We start from the raw sequence: 18,120 nt of genomic DNA, 5'->3' as shown, positions 1-18,120 counted from the left end.
GCCGGGCCCCGGTCCCGGCGGGGTGCGGCCACCCCCCCCCGGGGGGGGGGTTGCGGGGTGTCGGGGGCTTCCCGGGGGGGCGGGGGGGGCCGGGCCGGGGCCCGGCCCCCCCCGCCGCCGCTGCCGCTCTACTCCGCGATGCCGCGGGTGAGCAGCACGACCGTGACGAACGTGCGGTAGAGCCGCAGCGGGTCGTCGTCGGTCATCCGCACGGTGACCGGGTCGCCCGCGACGGCCTCCACGCCGGAGATCCAGGTGGCCATCTCCGCCAGGTCCGGATTGCGCATCCGCACGGTGAGCGTCGCCGGCAGCTCGATGTCCGGCACCCGCGCCGACCCCAGCCCCTCCACCGCGCGCCGCGCGGCGTCCCGGATCACCTCGCGGGCGTCCTCGGGGTGCAGGCTGTCGGCGGAGAACCGGGACACCGAGGACTTGACCACGGCCGGCACCACGCCCGGGCAGAACGGCGCGGCCTCGGCCGCGGTCGTCTCGTCACCGGTGACCAGCAGGACCGGAACGCCGTGCGCCAGCGCGACCAGCGCGTTGATGCCGCTCTCGCCCGCGAGCACCCCGTTCAGCCGCACCTCGCTGATCGCCAGCGGGTTGTAGGTGTGCGACAGCGTGGCCTGCGGGCCGGACATCGACCCGTGGTACGAGACGAAGAAGACGCCGTCGAAGGAGCCGTCGAGCCCCTGCATCATGTACAGCGGCTTGTGCCGGCCCGACAGGTAGCGGGCGCGGCCGGCCAGCTGCTCCGGGCGCAGGTTGGCCATCGTGGAGTGCGAGTCGTTGACCAGGAAGCGGCTCGCGCCGCCGGCCTGCGCGCCCTCGATGGCGGCGTTGACCTCCTCCTGGAGCAGGACGCGGTAGTGGCCGTACTCCGGCTGGCCGGGGCGGCACTGCGCCCAGTCGACGACGCCCGCCGTCCCCTCCATGTCGGAGGAGATGAAGATCTTCACGGCCCCCTCCTCCTTCCCGGCGCCGGTCACAGGACCACCCGCGGGCGGAACTCGGGCTCGGTCGACGCCTCGGTCATCAGCACGTAGACGCTGCCCTCCTGGCCGGCCGCGCCGCCGTGGCGGCCGTCCGGGGTCAGGGCAAGCGCGCGCAGCTCGGAGCGGTAGTCGTCGGGCAGCGTGGCGGCGTCGGCGAGCGCGGCCCGGCACGCCTCGGACGGGTCCTGGCCGGCCGCCATCAGGTCGACGATGGTGCGGGCGGTGCCGCCGCGCATGCTCAGCTCGCCGCGGCCGGTGCACGCCGCGCCGCCGGCCCGCAGATCGCACCAGTTGCCGGCGCCCGGCAGCGCCGAGTCCCCGACCCGGCCGGGGTACTTGTAGGGGTAGCCGGAGGTGGACACCCCGACGCACATCTCGCCGGTGGCGTCCAGGGCGATGATGTTGATCGTGCCCCAGGGCCCGTCGTGCGGTGCCAGGCGGCGTATCAGGGCCAGCGCGCTCTCCCGGTACCGCTGGTCGCCGTCGGTGGCGGCGGTGTTCTCGCCCTCCACCGACTCCCGCGAGTCGGTGACCTGCTTGTGCCACTGCTCGCGCGAGGCGTCGGTGAGCAGGTCGGCGGTGGTGAAGCCGCACTCCTTGGCGAACAGTTCGGCGCCCTCGCCGACCAGCAGGCTGTGCTGCGGCAGCTGCTCCAGCACCGCCCTGGCCACCGAGATCGGGTTGGGGTAGCCCTTCAGGGCCGCCACCGCGCCGAACTGCCGGCCGGAGCCCAGCATCAGCGAGGCGTCGAGCTCCACCACGCCCTGGGCGTTGGGCAGTCCCGCGGTGCCCACGTAGTGGTCGGCCGGGTTGTCCTCGCAGCGGCGCATCGCGGCCTCCACCGCGTCCAGCGCCGAGCCGCCCCGCCGGAGCACCTCCATGCCGGCCGGCAGGCCGGCCTCGCTGCGCTCGCTGCCGATGATCAGCGGATCCGCCATGTTCCTCCTGTCCGAGTGCCGGCCGGCGGGATCCCCGCCGGTCGCCGGAGCATACGTGTATGCCGCATGTTCCGGTGCGCTGGCAGTCTCGCACCCGGTCCGCCCCTCGTACAGTCGTGACCAGTCACGATGTGGGGACGGCCGCGGCCCCCGGCCGGCGGGCCGCGCGGGGCGGCGACGCCGGCCGGGGGCCGGTGCGGACCTGCGGGAGGTCCGGGGGAGGGACGGGATCGGACGGAACCCGGGGGGATCGGGGGATCGGCGGGATCTGCCGGGACAGGGGGCGGCGGTTACTCGACCTCGACCCAGTCCAGGGTGCGGTCGACGGCCTTCTTCCAGCCGGCGTAGCCCGTGGCCCGCTGCTCGTCGGTCCACTTCGGTTCCCAGCGCTTCGACTCGTGCCAGTGCTCGCGCAGCTCGTCGGTGCTGTTCCAGAACCCGACGGCCAGGCCGGCGGCGTACGCGGCGCCCAGCGCGGTGGTCTCGGCGACGACCGGGCGGCTGACCGGGACGCCGAGGACGTCGGCCTGGGTCTGCATGCACAGGTCGTTGGCGGTGACGCCGCCGTCGACCTTGAGCACGTCCAGGTGCACCCCGGAGTCCTGCTCCATCGCCTCGACGACGTCCTTGCTCTGGTAGCAGATCGACTCCAGGGTGGCGCGGGCCAGGTGGCCGTTGTTGTGGAAGCGCGCGAGGCCGACGATGGCGCCGCGGGCGTCCGAGCGCCAGTACGGGGCGAACAGGCCGGAGAACGCGGGCACGAAGTAGATGCCGTCGCTGCCGTCGACGGTCTTGGCCAGACGTTCGCTCTCCGCCGCGTTGCTGATCGCGTGCAGCTGGTCGCGCAGCCACTGCACCGCGGAGCCGGTGACCGCGATGGAGCCCTCCAGCGCGTACACCGCGGGCGCGTCGCCGAACTTGTAGGCGACCGTGGTGATCAGGCCGTGCTCCGAACGCACCGCTTCGGTACCGGTGTTGAGCAGCAGGAAGTTGCCCGTGCCGTAGGTGTTCTTGGCCTCGCCGGGCGTGAAGCAGACCTGGCCGACGGTGGCCGCCTGCTGGTCGCCGAGCACGCCCGCGATCGGCACCGGGGCGTTGAGCGGGCGCGAGGTGCGGGTCTGGCCGAACGCCTCGGGGTGCGACGACGGGTAGATCGTCGGCAGCATCGCCCGCGGGATGCCGAAGATGCCGAGCAGCTCGTCGTCCCAGTCCAGCGTTTCCAGGTCCATCAGCATGGTGCGGCTGGCGTTGGTGACGTCGGTGGCGTGGATGCCGCCGTTGGGGCCGCCGGTGAGGTTCCACAGCACCCAGCAGTCGGTGGTGCCGAACAGCGCGTGGCCCTGCTCGGCCGCGGCCCGCACGCCTTCGACGTTCTCCAGGATCCACTTGATCTTGCCGCCGGAGAAGTACGTCGCCGGCGGCAGGCCCGCCCGGCGCCGGATCAGGTCGCCGTGCCCGTCGCGTTCCAGCGCCTTGGCGATCGAGTCGGTCCTGGTGTCCTGCCAGACGATCGCGTTGCCGTACGGCCGGCCGGTGCGCGGGTCCCACACGACGGTGGTCTCGCGCTGGTTGGTGATGCCGATCGCGGCGAGGTCGGCGGCCGTCAGGCCGGCCGTGCGCATCGCGTTCTGGATCGCGACGTTGGTGCGCTCCCAGATCTCGATCGGGTCGTGCTCCACCCAGCCCGGTTTCGGCAGGTACTGGGTGTGCTCCAACTGGTGCTTGGCCACCTCGTTGCCGTTGTGGTCGAAGATCATGAAGCGGCTGCTGGTGGTGCCTTGGTCCACCGCGCCGACGAAGTCCGCCATGCTAGCTGCCTCTCGTGGGGGTGGAGCGCTTCCCGCCGGTCCTCGGTGGCCGGCTGAGGCTCGCTCGATGCGCTCCTGCCTCACACCGAAACACGCCGTGCCGTGTGGCGTCGCGCGGTACTGACCCGTCCGGACGACACGGACGGGTCGGTACCCGGCCGCGGCGGGGACGCCGCGACCGGGGTGGAGGTCTCGCGCCGGCCGGGGCCGGGGTGGCCGGCCGGCGCGGGGTGCGGCCGGACGGGGCTATCCGGCCGCCAGCAGGGCGCTGAGCGCCGATGCCTCGGTCCGCCAGTCGCTGACGTTCGGTGCCGAGGAGCCGCCGCTGCCCGCCCAGCGCTCGCCGAACCGGTTGAGGCTGTCGCGGTCGGCGTTCCAGAGGCTGTCCGCCTGGGTGGTGGCGAACCCCCGGTAGGCGTTGCCGGTGACCGTGTCCAGGTCCTGCAGGTAGCGCATGAAGACGCCCTTGAACTGCTTGCCGTTGTCGTCGCAGCCGGAGGTCGCCGTGTCGCACGGCTCCGTGAGCACGCCCCCGGTCACCAGGGACGGGCTGGCGACCGCCGCGTCCGCCAGCCGCCGGGCGGTGGCCAGGGCCGAGGCGTCGCCGGTGGCCCGCCAGATCTCCACCCCGGCGCCGATGGCCAGCCCCTGGTTGTAACTCCACACCGTCTGGCCGTTGTTGGTGCACGCGTTGGTCAGGCCGTCGTTGACCAGGCCGGAGGAGTTGATCATTCCGCTGCCGGTGAACCAGTTCCACGCGGTCGTCGCCCGGCCGAGCCAGAGCGTGTCTCCGCTGATCCGGTTGTGCAGCTCCGCGGTGATGCGCACCCACAGCCCGTTGGTGACCGCGTTCTTGTAGGTGCGTTCCCGGTCCCACCACACCCCGCCGCCGCAGGTGCTGGTGTCCCACAGGCCCTGGACGTAGTTCGCGATGGTCACGGCCTCGTCGAGGTACCGGGCGTCATGGGTGAGGTCGTAGGCGTCGAGCCAGGCCAGCGCCCACCACTCGGAGTCGTCGGTGGAGCGGCTGATGAAGTCGCCGTCGATCGGGTCGGAGCTGCGGGCGCCGGCCGGGAAGGACACCTTGTCGACGCGGTAGGTGCGGTCGACGATCCAGGCGTACCGGGTGTCCCCGGTCTGCCGCATGTAGTCGATCACGGTGGCGAGGGCGACCGCGGAGTTCCACCAGCTGGACGGCCAGTAGGCGGTGTTCGGGTCGTAGGAGTACATCAGGGCGTCCGCGGCGGCCGAGGCGCGGCCGAGCGCGGGCCGGGCCCACGCGGTGCAGCTGCCGTTCTGCCCCTCCACCGCCCGCCCGCAGGCCCGCACCGCCCCGCCGTACAGCCGGCCCAGCGGGTCGCTGGTGTTGATCTTCACCGTGCGGGTTCCGGTGCCGCCGGCCGGCACGCTCAGCCGGCCGAGGGAGGAGCCGTCGGGCCAGTCGGCGCCGCTGTCCCAGGAGCGGTCGAGCCACACCTCGTCGCCCGCCGTGCCGGAGGACAGCGAGGCCCAGGCCATGCCCGAGGAGTCGGTGTGCAGGGCGATGGTGCGGCCGGAGAGCGTGGTGGGGGCGACCGGCTGGGTGTCGCCGCCCGCGGCGTCCGTGCCGTCGCAGACCGCGGCGCAGACCTTCAGGTGCGCCCACTGGGTGCAGGTCACGCCCTGGGCGTCACCGCAGGCCCGCAGCACCGCACGCCGGTGGTTCGACGGATCGTAGAGGTTGTACATCAGCGTCCGGGTGCCGGTCCACGTGGACGGGATCGACGCCTTGCCGAGCAGGCCGTCCCAGGTGGTGCCGCCGTCCCAGGAGCGGTCGAGCCACACCGAGTCGTTGAGCTGCCCGTGGTCGATGCTCGCCCACGCCATGCCGGTGACGTCGTCGACGTGCAGTTCGAGCAGGCGCCCGTTGATCGTCACGTTCGGCACCGGGAAGGTCTCCTGGGCCGCCTGCGACGGGTCGAGGGTGTCGCAGGCCAGCGCGCACACGGTGGCGGCGGCCTGCGGGGCGGGCGCGGCGGCCGCCGCGCGGGGGGCCGGTGCCACGAGCAGCAGCAGGGCCGTCAGGAGCGCGCACCACACCGCCGCCGGCGGGAGCGCGGCCGGGCGCCTCCGCGGCGCCGATGTGCTGGAGGGCGTTGATGCCCCGGATAACGCAGATGCCTTGGATGACGCTGATGCCCTGGGTAACTCCGGTGTCCGCACGGGATCTCCCTCGCGCCGTCAACTCCGCTGGTTTGCAACGTTGTACGGCACATTGAGACACCGTTGTCATGTTCAGTCAAGACTTTGCTCAGTGGGCGGGGAGCAGGCGGGGAGCGGGCGCCGGGCCACGACGCACCGGTGCCCCGGGACGGCAACCGGCCGCCGGCCCGGGGCACTTGGAGTCGCGCGGGGAGCTAGGAGGAGGCCAGGCTCTTCTCCGGCAGGTGCAGGGCGCGCAGGATGCCCTCCACGCTCTGCTTGGCGTCGCCGAACAGCATCCGGCTGTTCTCGCGGAAGAACAGCGGGTTCTGCACCCCGGCGTAGCCGGAGGCCATCGACCGCTTGAAGACGATCACGGTCTCGGACTCCCACACCCGCAACACCGGCATGCCCGCGATCGGGCTGGACGGGTCGTCCATCGCCGCCGGGTTGACGGTGTCGTTGGCGCCGATCACCAGCACCACCGAGGTGGCGGCGAAGTCGTCGTTGATCTCGTCCATCTCCAGCACGACGTCGTACGGCACGTTCGCCTCGGCCAGCAGCACGTTCATGTGGCCCGGCAGCCGGCCGGCCACCGGGTGCACCCCGAACCTGACGTCCACGCCCTGGTCCCGCAGCACCCGGGTCAGCTCGGCCACCGGGTGCTGGGCCTGCGCCACCGCCATCCCGTAGCCGGGCGTGATGATCACCGAGCCGGCGCTCTGCAGGAGCTCGGCCGCCTCCTCCACGGTGGTCTCGCGGTGCTCGCCGGTCTCCGCGTCGCCGCCGGCCGGCGCCTCGATGCCGAACCCGCCCGCGATGACCGACACGAAGGACCGGTTCATCGCCTTGCACATGATGTAGGACAGGTAGGCACCGGAGGAGCCGACGAGGGCGCCGGTGACGATCAGCAGGTTGTTGTCGAGCAGGAAGCCGGCGGCGGCCGCCGCCCACCCCGAGTAGCTGTTGAGCATCGAGACCACCACCGGCATGTCGCCGCCGCCGATGGAGGCGACGAGATGCCAGCCCAGCGCGAGCGCCACCGCGGTGACGGCGATCATCAGCCCGAGGCCCGGGCTCGCGCAGAACCAGATGGTGAGCCCCACGAAGACCGCCAGCGCACCGAGGTTGAGCGCGTTCTTGCCCGGCAGCATCAGCGGGCTCGACTTGATCCTGGCGGACAGCTTCAGGAAGGCGATGATGGAGCCGGTGAAGGTGACGGCGCCGATGAAGATGCCGATGAACACCTCGGCGTGGTGGATGCGCAGCAGGTTCGAGGCGATCTCGGTCTGCGCGGAACCGCGGGCCTCGACGTCCAGGTAGCTGTTCCAGCCGACCAGGACCGCCGCGAGACCCACGAAGCTGTGCAGCATGGCGATGAGTTCCGGCATCCCGGTCATCTCGACGACGCGGGCCCGCCACAGGCCGACCGCCGCGCCGACGGCCATCGCCACCAGGATGAGCAGCACCGCGCCGCCGGAGATGCTCCGCCCGGCGAACACGATGGTGGCGATCAGGGCGCAGGCCATGCCGCAGATGCCGAAGACCACCCCGGAGCGCGAGGTCCGGTGCTGGGAGAGCCCGGCCAGGCTGAGGATGAACAGCAGCGCCGCGACGACGTCGGCGGACTGCGTGGCTGTACTGGCGTTCATGCTTCGACCTCAGCCTTTCGTGAACATGCTGAGCATGCGACGGGTGACGGCGAACCCTCCGAAGACGTTGATGCTGGTCAGCAGGATCGCCACGAACGACAGCACCGAGACCACGACCCGGTCGTGCCCGAACTGCAGCAGCGCCCCGATGACCACGATCCCGGAGATCGCGTTGGTCACCGACATCAGCGGGGTGTGCAGGGCGTGGTGCACCTTGCCGATGACGTAGTAGCCGATCACCACGGCCAGCACGAACACCGTGAAGTTCCCGGCCAGTTGGGCCGGCGAGAAGCCGATGAGCAGGAACAGCGCGAGCATGCCGAGGGCGATCAGCCCGTACCGGCCCGAGGACGACAGCCGCCGCTTCTCCTGGACCGGCGCCGCGGGGGTCGGCACCGGGGCGGCCACGGGCGCGGCCGACACCTGGACGGGCGGTGGCGGCCAGGTCTTCTCGCCGTCGCGCGCCACCGTCACCGAGCGCTGCACCACGTCGTCGAAGTCGAGCACCAGCCGGCCGTCCTTGCCGGGCGTGAGCAGCTTCATCAGGTTGACCAGGTTGGTGCCGTACAGCTGGGACGCCTGGGCGGGCAACCGGCCGGCCAGGTCGGTGTAGCCGATGATCGTCACGCCGTTCTCGGTCACCACCGCCCGCCCGGCGACCGTGCCCGCCACGTTGCCGCCCTGGGCCGCGGCCATGTCCACGATGACGCTGCCCGGCTTCATCACCGCCACGTCCTCCGCCGTGAGCAGCCGGGGAGCCGGCCGGCCGGGGATGAGGGCCGTGGTGATGACGACGTCGACGTCCGCGGCCTGCTCGTGGTAGATCTCCGCGGCCCTGCGGTCGTACTCCTCCGAGGTCGCCTTGGCGTAGCCGTCGGTGCTCTCCTCCTGCACCACCTCCACGGCGAGGAACTCACCGCCCAGCGACCTGACCTGGTCGGCGACCTCGGGACGCGGGTCGGTGGCCCGTACCACCGCCCCCAGGCTGCCGGCGGCACCGATCGCCGCGAGTCCCGCGACGCCCGCGCCGGCCACCAGCACCTTCGCCGGCGGGACCTTGCCGGCGGCGGTCACCTGGCCGGTGAAGAACCGCCCGAAGACGTGGGCGGCCTCGATGACCGCCCGGTACCCGGCGATGTTGGCCATCGAGCTGAGGACGTCCATCGACTGCGCGCGCGAGATGCGCGGCACCGCGTCCATCGCGAGCACCGTGATGGGACGGGCGGCCAGCTCGTCCAGCAGCTCCGGCGACTGGCCGGGGCTGATCAGCCCGATCAGGGTGGCGCCCTCGCGCAGCCGCGCGATCTCCTCGTGCGAGGGCGCGTTCACTTTCAGCACGACGTCCGCCTGCCAGGCGTCCCCGACGGCGGCTCCGGCCTCGGTGTAGGCATCGTCGGAGAAGCCGGACGCGGTACCCGCACCCGACTCGACCACCACCGCGTACCCCAGGGCGAGGAGCTGGCGGACGGTCTGGGGTGTGGCCGCCACCCGGGTCTCCCCGGTGCTGGACTCCGCGACGACACCGATCTGTTGTGCTGCTGCATCAGACATCGTGATCCCCTCTCGCCTCGTGATGGGACAACGAACAGGAAAGGTCGGAACTTCGGGACATCGGTCAGGGCCATCGGTTGATGACGGACGGACAGCGTGCAGGAACGACGAACTGCCCTGCGATGCATCCCCAGACAGTGGAGGAGCGCCCTGCACAGCACAAGCAGCCTTCGATGTGGTCTGCCGCACCCTAAGGCCCCGCGCTCGAGCCGCAAAAGACCCTGTCCGGAGCGCAGGACGGGCCGCCCGCACGCACCAGAAGGCCCGGGGCCCGCCGTCGAGGCGGGCCCCGGGCCGGGGTGCGGCACGCGGACGGCCCTCGGTCGGGCGCGTCCGAACGGACTACTGGAGGCCGTTGGCCTTGCACGCCTGGGCGAACTCCGGGGTGCAGATCTGGGCGAGGGTGTACATGCCGTCCTTGACCACGGTGTCCTTGATGTTCGCCGTGGTCACCGAGACCGCGGTGAGCAGCTTGGCCGGGACGCTCTGCCCCGAGCCGCTCGTGGCGGTGGTGTCGGCGACGGATGCGAAGTCCTTGCCCTGCAGCAGGTCGACGGCGATCTCCGCGGTGGCGTCGGCCTCCGGCTTGTAGGCCTTGTAGACGGTCGCGGACTGGGTGCCCGCCAGGATCCGCTGGATGGCCGCGAGGTCGGCGTCCTGGCCGGTCAGCGGCACGTGCAGGCCGGCGCCCTTGAGGGCGGTGGCGATACCGCCGGCCATCGTGTCGTTGGCCGAGTAGACGCCGACGATGTTCTTCGCGCCGACCGAGGTGAGGGCCGCCGTCACCTTCTGGTTGGCGACGGTGTCCTTCCACAGGCCGCTCTGCTCGTAGGCGATGTCCACCTTGCCGTCGAGGATCTTGTGCGCGCCCGCCTTGAACTGGGCGGCGTTCGGGTCGGCGTCGTCGCCGTTGATCATGACGATCTTGGACTGCGGGGTGGCCTTCGGCCCCAGGGCGTCCAGCAGGGCCTGGCCCTGCAGCTCGCCGACCTTCTCGTTGTCGTACGAGACGTAGGCCGAGACCGGGCCCTGCGCCAGGCGGTCGTACGCCACCACCTTGATGCCCTTCTCCACCGCGGCCTGCACCGAGGAGCGGATGCCGACGGAGTCCTGGGCGTCCAGCACGATCACCTTCGCGCCCTTGGTGATCATGCTGGTGACCTGCTGGGCCTGCTTGGAGGCGTCGCCGGTGGCGTTGGCGTACGTCACCGTGCAGTCGGAGCACAGCTCCTTGATCCTGGCCTCCATCAGCGGCCGGTCGAACCGCTCGTAGCGGGCGGTCACGGTGTCCGGCAGCAGGATGCCGATCACCTTGCTGCCCGAGCCTGCCGAATCCGACTTCTTGTCACCCGCCTTGCCGCACGCGGCCAACGCCAGTGCCATCGACACGACGGCCGTCCCCACGATCACACGACGCCTCAACGCGGTCATCGAACGCTGCCTCCCGGGACAGGGCCGCAACACCACGGCCCAGGTGACGGCGAGTCAATCGGCCGCGCCGCCCGCGCGTCAATAAGCCGACACCAAGAGAATTGCTCCAACCCGGAGTTGAACACGCTCCCACCACCGGGCGAAGGGCCGCCTGACGTCTGGTTCGTCAAATAGTGTGCCCCGTCGTCCGGAAGTCGCACGGGAGATAGGACCAAAGTCAGAACTTCACCCGGGGACGTCCAGGCGTCACGGACCGCGGGGCCGGCCCCCCTGATCCCCATGCCGGACGAGGGCGCCCCTGTACGCATCGAGCCAAGGGGCCCGCCGGTGTCTAGAGGGTGGGGGTACCTACCAGGTGAAGCTCTGGGGGAGCGCGCAGTGAGCGCAGCGAGCGAGCACGATCGACCGGCAGACACCGGATTCAAGGGCCCGGAGGCGAGAGGCCGGCAAAAAAATCAGAACCAGTGCACGCAGTGCGGGGTGCGGGGGCTGCGGAAGAGGGCGTCGGCGAGGGGGAGGGCGCGCGGGGTGCGGGCGGCGATCCGGCCGGCCTCCGCGAGGGTCGAGGGGGCCGTGCCGCCGAGCAGGACCGAGCCCAGGTCGCTGACGTCCAGCGCCAGGTCGGGGGCGTCGTCGCTGCGTTCGCAGGCCGCGACCCCGTCGGTGACGGTCAGCGCGTAGCGCCCGGCGACGTCGTCGCGGGTGCCGTCGGCGACGTCCAGGACCAGCCGGCCGTCCACGGGGTAGGTGCGGGCGGTCAGCGCCCGCGGCACGTCCAGCACCCGGACCCACAGCCAGTCGCTGTCGCGGGTGACCGCGGCCGCGCGGTAGTCCTCCAGCAGCCAGCGCAACCACCCGGAGCGCGGCAGGGACTTGAAGACCAGCTCGGTCACCAGGTCGTGCTCGGTGAAGAAGCGGAACAGGCCCGCGTAGGCGTCGCGGTTCTCGGCCACCATCTCGTCGACCGTCAGCGGCCGCGCCCCGGTCAGCGGGTCCACGGCGCCGACGAGGTAGGCGGCGTAGCCGTCGGGGCGGCCCTGCTCGTCGTGGTGGAAGGCGACCAGCCGCCGGGTCAGGGCGACCGGCGGCTGCCCCGCACCGCTCTGCCAGGCTTTCGGGTGGCGGGACAGCGCGCCCGGCTGGGTGCGCCGGTAGGCGTCGTACACCGCCGCGAGTTCCTCGCCGCACTCGGCGCGCTGCCGCACGGTCACCGACCCAGCCGGGGCGGGACCGGCCGGCGCGGCGCGGTGCTTCGCCAGGGTCAGGCGCTGGGTGAACGTGGCGGGGCCGTAGCCGAACCGCCGGTAGATGACCGCCTCGGAGGCCAGCAGTACGGCCATGCACTCGCCGCGCGCGGCGACGTCGTCCAGCAGGCGGCGCATGAGCGAGGTGAGGATGCCCTGCCGGCGGTGGGTGGGCAGCACGCCGACGGCCGTGACGCCGGCCACCGGTACCAGGGCTCCGCCGGGCATGGTCAGTTCGAAGGAGTACGCGCCTGCGGTGGCCACGATCCGGCCGTCGTCGGTCTCCGCGACCAGGCCGCGGTCCATCTCGAACCCGGACCACCAGGAGCCCTCGCCCTCGGCCGGCGGCTCGGCGACGTTGCCGAACGCGGTGAGCAGGGTGCTCACGTAGTTCTCGCGGTCGGCCTCGCTGGTGGCGCGGATCTGCATGGCGGGTCCCTTCGGTGGGCCGGGCGGCCGCTGCGGCTCGGGCGCTGCGGATGACGGACGACCCCTCAGTCTTGTGGGTCGGCGACGGCGGCGGCCACCGGGTTTTCCGCCGCCCCGGCCGCCGCTGCCGGACGCTCGCCGTCCACGCATGCCGACCGCCGGGGAAGGGGGGCGGCCCGGTGTCACTCGGGCGCGGCGCCCGCGCGGCCGCGGTGCCGGGCGGCCTTCGCGTTGTTGCCGCAGCGGCGCATCGAGCACCAGCGCCGGCGCCGCCCCGGCGTGCCGTCGAGGTAGAGCATGCGGCACTCCGGCGCGCCGCACTCGCGCAGCTCGGCGCGCCGTACCGGGTCGGCCATGACGGCGATCAGGTCGCGCGCGACGAGCGACTGCAACTGCCGCCCGGTCAGCTCCGGCGCCGGCACGAACACCCCGCCGGGGCCGGTCTCCAGGCGCGGTGCCGGCACAGCCGTCCGGCACGCGCACTCGTTGACCAGTGCCACCGACGGCAGCCCCGGCGCGGTGCCGCGCAGGTCCGCGGACCCGACGTCGTACAGGGCCTCCCGCAGCAGCCGCAGTTCCGCGACGAGGCCCTCGGTGGCCTCGTCGTCCCGCAACCGCACCGCGACGCCGTCGCACCACGCGAGGAGCCGGTCCGGCCCGTCGAGGCGCTCCACCCGCTCGCCGTGGCGGCGGCCGAGGGTGGCGACGAGGTTGAGGGCCGTGCCGCCCGCGTCGAACCGCAGGCTGCGCGTCCGGGCGGTGATCCGGGGCCGCGGCCCGCTCCCGACCTGCGCGGTCGCGTCCCTCTCCGGCGCTGTCATCCCTGCACCCTACTCCTCCACAAACCCCTCAGGGGGTTACGCGGTGCTGTCCTCGGGAGCACCCAGGACGTACGGGGAGAGGATGTCGGCGACCGCGCGGTTGCGCGGCACCGGCACCCCCAGTTCGGCGCCGAGATCGGCCACGGCGCCGCTCAGCCAGGGGAGTTCGAGGCGGTTGCCGCGCTTGAGGTCGTTGTGCATCGAGGACGTCATGTCGGCCGGCAGCGTGTCGCAGAACGCCAGTCGCTCGTCCGCGAGCCGCGCCTCCAGGTCCACGCCCCTGGCCCGGCCGACCGCGGCGGCCTCGCGCATCACGTCCCGCAGCAGCGTCCGGGAGCCCTCCGTGCCCCGCACCACGCCGATCGGCTGCCGTACCGCCGAGGTGGTGCCGGACAGGCCGACCAGGAAGACGAACTTCTCCCAGATCACCCGCTCGATGTCGGCGCTCACCTCGGCGGTGATCCCGGCCGCGGCACAGCGGTCGAGCAACGCGCCCGCCCGCAGCGACGGTTCGGCGCCGCGGGCCCCGAACTCGCCGAAGACCAGCTTCTGCAGGGCGCCGTGGTGGCGCACCACGCCCGGTTCCTCGATGGACGCCGAGATGTAGCAGACCCCGCCCATGACGGAGCCCTCCGGCAGGTGCGCGCGCAGCACGTCGTCCTTCTGCACGCCGTTCTGCAGCGAGATCACCGCGGCCCCGCCCTCGGCCAGCGGCCGCAACTGCGCGGCGACCTCCTCGGTGTCCCACAGCTTCACCGCGACCAGCACGACGTCCGCGGCCGGGATCCCGGCGATCGACGGCACCACGGACTCCGGTGCCACCCGGAGGTCGCCCAGCGGGCTGCGGACGGCCAGGCCGTGCTCCCTGATCGCTTCCAGATGGCGGCCCCGCGCGACGAAGGTGACCTCGTCGCCCGCGGCCGCGAGCCGCGCGCCGAAGAACCCCCCGACGCCACCCGCTCCGACGACGGCAATCCGCATGGCGACCACAGTCCTTTCCCATCGAGCCCTTGATAACCCCTCAGGAGGTTATCCTGACCCAGCATAGGACCGTCAGAACTCCTCGTGGTGGCGGGGATCGCCGCCCAGCCGCCGGTGCGGGGGAGCGGAGATCGCCGCCATCTCCTCCTTGGTGAGCTCGAAGTCGAAGATGTCGAGGTTCTCCCGCCGCCGGTCCGGGTCGCCGGACTTGGGGATGGGTACCACGCCCGACTGCGTGTGCCAGCGCAGGACGACCTGGCCCGGAGTACGGCCGTGCGCCGCCGCCGCGGCGGTGACCGCGGGATCGGCGAGCAGGTCGCCGCCCCGGCCCAGCGGGCTCCAGCTCTCCACCGCCACGCCCTTGGCGGCCAGCGCGGCGCGCAACTCCTCCTGCGGGAAGAGGGGATGCATCTCGATCTGGTTCACCGACGGCAGCACGCCGGTCTCCCGCTCCAGCCGGTCGACGTGCTCGGCGGTGAAGTTGGAGACCCCGATCGAGCGGACCAGCCCGTCCTCGCGCAGCTTGATCATCGCCCGCCACGAGTCCACGTACCGGTCCACCCGCGGCAGCGGCCAGTGGATCAGGTACAGGTCGACGTACTCCAGGCCGAGCCGCCGGCGCGACTCCTCGAACGACGCCAGCGTCTCGTCGTAGCCGTGGTGGCGGCCGGGCAGCTTGGTGGTGACCACGATCTCCTCGCGGGCCACCCCGCTTGCGGCGACGCCGCGCCCGGTGCCGGTCTCGTTGCGGTAGTTCGTCGCCGTGTCCACCAGCCGGTACCCGGCGCCGATGGCCTCGGCGACCGCGCGTTCGGCCGTCGCGTCGTCCATCGGATAGGTACCCAGGCCGATGCCGGGCAGCGAGGTGCCGTCGTTGAGCGCGTGGACCGGAACCGTGGGCATGGCGTGTCCCCTCATGTCCTGCGTGGCGGGCCGGCGAGCCTTTCGGCCAGCCTACGGCGGCCCGGCGACCACCGGCCCGGCACGCGCCCTGTCCGGGTGACGCCCCGGGCGCTGGACAGCGGTCCGTGGCGGCAGCAATATGGGAGCGCTCCCATAGGACTCCGTTCCGGGCAACCCGATTGCCCTCCCCCCACACTTTCCGGAGACGTCCCATGAGCCGTACCGAGCAGCACGCACCACCGAGGCCCGCGCGCCGGGCCTCCAGGCGCCTCGCCGCCACCCTCGCCGCCCTGCTGGGCGCCGCGCTGGTGTGCGCCCTGACGATGATCCCGGCGCCGGCCGCGACCCCGGGCGCCGCCAGCCCGGCCGGCCGCGCGCAACCGGCCGCCGCCACGGCCGACTTCACCGGCAACGCCACCCACTTCGACGGCCTCGGCCAGCCCTACGGCGGCTGCGGCATGCCCCAGTCCGAGCTGGAGACGCAGGACTTCGTCGCGCTCAACGTCTTCAACACCCCCGGCGACTACACGATGTACCCGCGCCCGGTGCCGCCGGACCAGAGCGCACGGATCGGCGCCTGGGACAACGGGCACAACTGCGGGCGCTGGGTGCGGGTCACCATCGGCGACTACTGCACGGGCACCAACGACGGCGCCCCCGGCCAGCCGTTCTGCCGCAACGGAGCCTGGACCGCCGACTCCTACGACGGCGCCACCCTGACGATGCTCGTCGCCGACAGCTGCGCCGACGCCAACGCCTGGTGCCGCGACGACCCGAACCACCTCGACCTGGCGACCGCCTCCCTCGACCGCTTCACGCAGAACGGCGCCCCGGTCACCGGCCTGCCCGACCACTGGAACAACCGCCACATCTCGTGGAGTTACGTCCCCGCGCCGGACTACACCGGCGACATCAAGATCGGCTTCCTGCAGGGGGCCCAGCGCTGGTGGCCCGCGATCTCCGTCTCGCACCTGCCCAACGGCGTGCACGGCGTGGAGTACCTGGCCGACGGCACCTGGCACGACGCGCAGATGGACAGCGACATGGGCCAGGCGTTCATCCTCGCGCCCACCGCCTCGGGCGGCACCGACTTCACCATCCGGGTCAAGGACGCGTCCGACGCGTACCTGTTCGGCGGCCGCACCTACGCCTTCTCGCTCCCCGGCTCCTGCGCGAACACCTGCGGTCCCGCGTACACCGCCGCCACCTACACCACGCAGGGCGGTGACAGCACCCCGCCGACGACGCCGCCCACGACTCCTCCGACCACCCCGCCGACGACTCCTCCGACCACCCCGCCCACCACGCCTCCTGCCACCGGCGGCTGCTCGGCCACCGTGCACGTCTCCAACTCCTGGCCCGGCGGCTACCAGGCCGACGTGACGGTGCTCAACACCGGTACGGCGCCGACCGGTTCGTGGGCGGTCCGGCTGGCGCTGCCCTCGGGGGTGTCCGTCGCGAACATCTGGAACGCGTCCCTGGACTCCGCGGCCCCACCGACCACGGTGCGCAACGCCGGGTACAACGGGACGATCCCTGCCGGGGGTTCGACGTCCTTCGGCATGACGCTGTCCGGCTCCGGCCAGGACCTGGGCCTACCGGTCTGCACCAGCACCTGACCGGAGCACCCGGCGCCCGGAGGCCGCGAGGGTGCTACGCGCAAGGGACCGGACCACCGCTGCCGAAGCGGTGGTCCGGTCCCGCGGCGTTCGGGCCCTGCGGCGTCCGGGCTCAGCAGCCGATCGGCGAGGACCCCACGGCGACGTCGTCGAACCACACCGTGTCGTCACCCGTGGCGTAGCTCTCCCAGCCCAGCCGCAGCGCGGTCGGCCGCGGCGGCACGGTGCTGCTCAGCCACTGCTGGTCGACGTCCTGCGTCGGCACGCCGTCCAGGTGCAGCCCCGGCACCTGCTGGTCGTCCAGCCAGGTGTCCGCGTGCGGCGCCGAGGTGTCCACGGCGAACCGCAGGCACACCCAGCGGTCCGTCGGCAGCGGGCTGCTCAGTGCCACGCCGGCCGGGCTCTGCGCCGGCAGCGTCGCGTCGTCCGACTCCCGGTTCCACTGCAGGGCGCCGTTCTGCCCGCCGATCCGCAGCGCCCGGCCGCCCTGCGAGGCGTCGGGCATCGAGACGAACGCGACGTGCGAGGCGGGCAGCGCCGTGGTGTGCCGCACCCACATCCGCAGGTAGACCACGGGTCCGACGCCGGACAGGTCCGTGGTGCTCACCGCGAAGGCGTGGTTGCAGTAGCCCGCCTTGCCGTCCACCCGCAGGGACCTGGTCCCGGAGTGGGCGACCGAGGAGTCCACGGTCACCGTCCCGGTGCCCTGGCAGTCCGGCGCGGCGGTCTGCCAGTCACCGCTGGGGGAGGTGCCGGTCTGGTCCTCGAAGCCGGAGCAGATCACGGCCCCCGCACACCCGGACGGCGGTGACGTCGGGGGAGTGGCCGGCGGGGTCGTGGGGGGCGTCGTCGGAGGCGTGGTGGGGGGTGTCGTCGGCGGGGTGGTGGGCGGTGTGGTCTGCGTGCCGCCATTGCAGGCCGTCCCGTTGAGGGTGAAGCCGGCCGGTACCGGATCGGCGCTCTGCCACGTGCCCTGGAGGCCGAAGTCCGTGGAGGCGCCGGTGGCCAGCGTGCCGTTGTAGCCGAGGCTGGCGGCGACGACCTGCGAACCGGTCTGGGTGACCTGGGCGTTCCACGCCGACGTCACGTGCTGGTCGCCGCCGTAGGTCCAGGCCAGCTGCCAACTGCTCACCGGTGCACCGAGGTTGGTGACGTGGATCTGCGCGGTGTAGCCGCCGGCCCACTGGTTGTCCGTGTAGGCGACCGAGCAGCCGGCCGACGCGCCGCTGGCCGGCAGGGCGAGCGCGGCCGGGGCGATCAGGGCGGCGGCGGCCAGCAGCAGCGGCCAGGGCCTGCGCCGTAGCCGGGCGAGCAGCGGGGCGATGCGGGGGATGGTCATGGCGCTCCTCCGGAGGTGGGGGTATGGGAGCGCTCCCATGGTGGCAGCGGTACGGCCCGCTGCAAAGCCCGCGGGGGGGGGGGGGGGGCGGCCCCCCCCCCCCCCCCCCCCCCCCCCCCCCCCCAACCCCCCCCAGGCCCCCCCCCCCCCCCCGCGCCCGGGCCCCCCCCCCCCCCCCCCCCCCCCCACGCAGAACCCCCACCCCACCCCCCCCGCACGCCCCCGACC

13 protein-coding genes are annotated in these 18,120 nt (G+C 72.9%); 1 reads left to right on the top strand and 12 read right to left on the bottom strand.

The genetic code is table 11. The features are described 5' to 3' along the window. Window positions 1-128: 128 nt before the first annotated feature. From ACH4TG_RS40500 to ACH4TG_RS40450, 11 genes are all read right to left on the bottom strand, one after another. Entirely contained in the window at window positions 129-959 is an 831-nt protein-coding gene (locus ACH4TG_RS40500) for a M55 family metallopeptidase (RefSeq protein ID WP_398248256.1), read from the bottom strand. A 26-nt stretch (window positions 960-985) separates the two neighbouring features. Then, entirely contained in the window at window positions 986-1,933 is a 948-nt protein-coding gene (locus ACH4TG_RS40495) for a N(4)-(beta-N-acetylglucosaminyl)-L-asparaginase (protein WP_398248255.1), read from the bottom strand. A 290-nt stretch (window positions 1,934-2,223) separates the two neighbouring features. Next, the gene (glpK, locus tag ACH4TG_RS40490; RefSeq protein WP_398248253.1) at window positions 2,224-3,741 is read right to left on the bottom strand and encodes a glycerol kinase GlpK; all 1,518 of its coding nucleotides are present in this window, start codon (window positions 3,739-3,741) and stop codon (window positions 2,224-2,226) included. Window positions 3,742-3,987: 246 nt separating this feature from the next. Then, window positions 3,988-5,784: a glycoside hydrolase family 76 protein gene (locus ACH4TG_RS40485; RefSeq protein WP_398248251.1), complete on the bottom strand. Its 1,797-nt coding sequence runs from the start codon at window positions 5,782-5,784 to the stop codon at window positions 3,988-3,990. Window positions 5,785-6,137: 353 nt separating this feature from the next. Continuing rightward, the gene (gene pntB / locus ACH4TG_RS40480) at window positions 6,138-7,574 is read right to left on the bottom strand and encodes a Re/Si-specific NAD(P)(+) transhydrogenase subunit beta (protein WP_398248249.1); all 1,437 of its coding nucleotides are present in this window, start codon (window positions 7,572-7,574) and stop codon (window positions 6,138-6,140) included. A 9-nt stretch (window positions 7,575-7,583) separates the two neighbouring features. Beyond that, window positions 7,584-9,125 carry a Re/Si-specific NAD(P)(+) transhydrogenase subunit alpha gene (locus ACH4TG_RS40475; protein WP_398248247.1) on the bottom strand — a complete coding sequence of 514 codons (1,542 nt, stop codon included), beginning with the start codon at window positions 9,123-9,125 and terminating at the stop codon, window positions 7,584-7,586. Window positions 9,126-9,467: 342 nt separating this feature from the next. After that, window positions 9,468-10,556, bottom strand: coding sequence for a sugar ABC transporter substrate-binding protein (locus ACH4TG_RS40470; RefSeq protein WP_398248245.1), 1,089 nt, complete (start codon window positions 10,554-10,556; stop codon window positions 9,468-9,470). A 455-nt stretch (window positions 10,557-11,011) separates the two neighbouring features. After that, window positions 11,012-12,229: a GNAT family N-acetyltransferase gene (locus tag ACH4TG_RS40465; protein ID WP_398248243.1), complete on the bottom strand. Its 1,218-nt coding sequence runs from the start codon at window positions 12,227-12,229 to the stop codon at window positions 11,012-11,014. A gap of 182 nt (window positions 12,230-12,411) precedes the next feature. Further along, window positions 12,412-13,050, bottom strand: coding sequence for a CGNR zinc finger domain-containing protein (locus tag ACH4TG_RS40460; RefSeq protein ID WP_398248241.1), 639 nt, complete (start codon window positions 13,048-13,050; stop codon window positions 12,412-12,414). A 36-nt stretch (window positions 13,051-13,086) separates the two neighbouring features. Continuing rightward, on the bottom strand, window positions 13,087-14,031 hold the full coding sequence (locus ACH4TG_RS40455) for a ketopantoate reductase family protein (RefSeq protein WP_398248240.1): 945 nt from the start codon (window positions 14,029-14,031) through the stop codon (window positions 13,087-13,089). Between the two features lie 72 nt (window positions 14,032-14,103). Next, the gene (locus ACH4TG_RS40450) at window positions 14,104-14,934 is read right to left on the bottom strand and encodes an aldo/keto reductase (RefSeq protein WP_398248238.1); all 831 of its coding nucleotides are present in this window, start codon (window positions 14,932-14,934) and stop codon (window positions 14,104-14,106) included. 212 nt (window positions 14,935-15,146) lie between these two features. Here ACH4TG_RS40450 and ACH4TG_RS40445 point away from each other — a divergent pair, with 212 nt between their 5' ends. After that, window positions 15,147-16,553, top strand: a complete 1,407-nt coding sequence (locus tag ACH4TG_RS40445; protein ID WP_398248236.1) for a cellulose binding domain-containing protein — start codon at window positions 15,147-15,149, stop codon at window positions 16,551-16,553. A gap of 112 nt (window positions 16,554-16,665) precedes the next feature. Here ACH4TG_RS40445 and ACH4TG_RS40440 read toward each other — a convergent pair whose 3' ends face one another. Then, window positions 16,666-17,892, bottom strand: coding sequence for a cellulose-binding domain-containing protein (locus ACH4TG_RS40440; protein ID WP_398248234.1), 1,227 nt, complete (start codon window positions 17,890-17,892; stop codon window positions 16,666-16,668). Window positions 17,893-18,120 lie beyond the last annotated feature (228 nt).

This window comes from Streptomyces sp. NPDC020917 (assembly GCF_044333795.1).
Lineage (GTDB): Bacteria > Actinomycetota > Actinomycetes > Streptomycetales > Streptomycetaceae > Actinacidiphila.
Note: the sequence above shows the minus strand (reverse complement) of the source record. Positions and strands in the feature narration are given on the sequence as shown.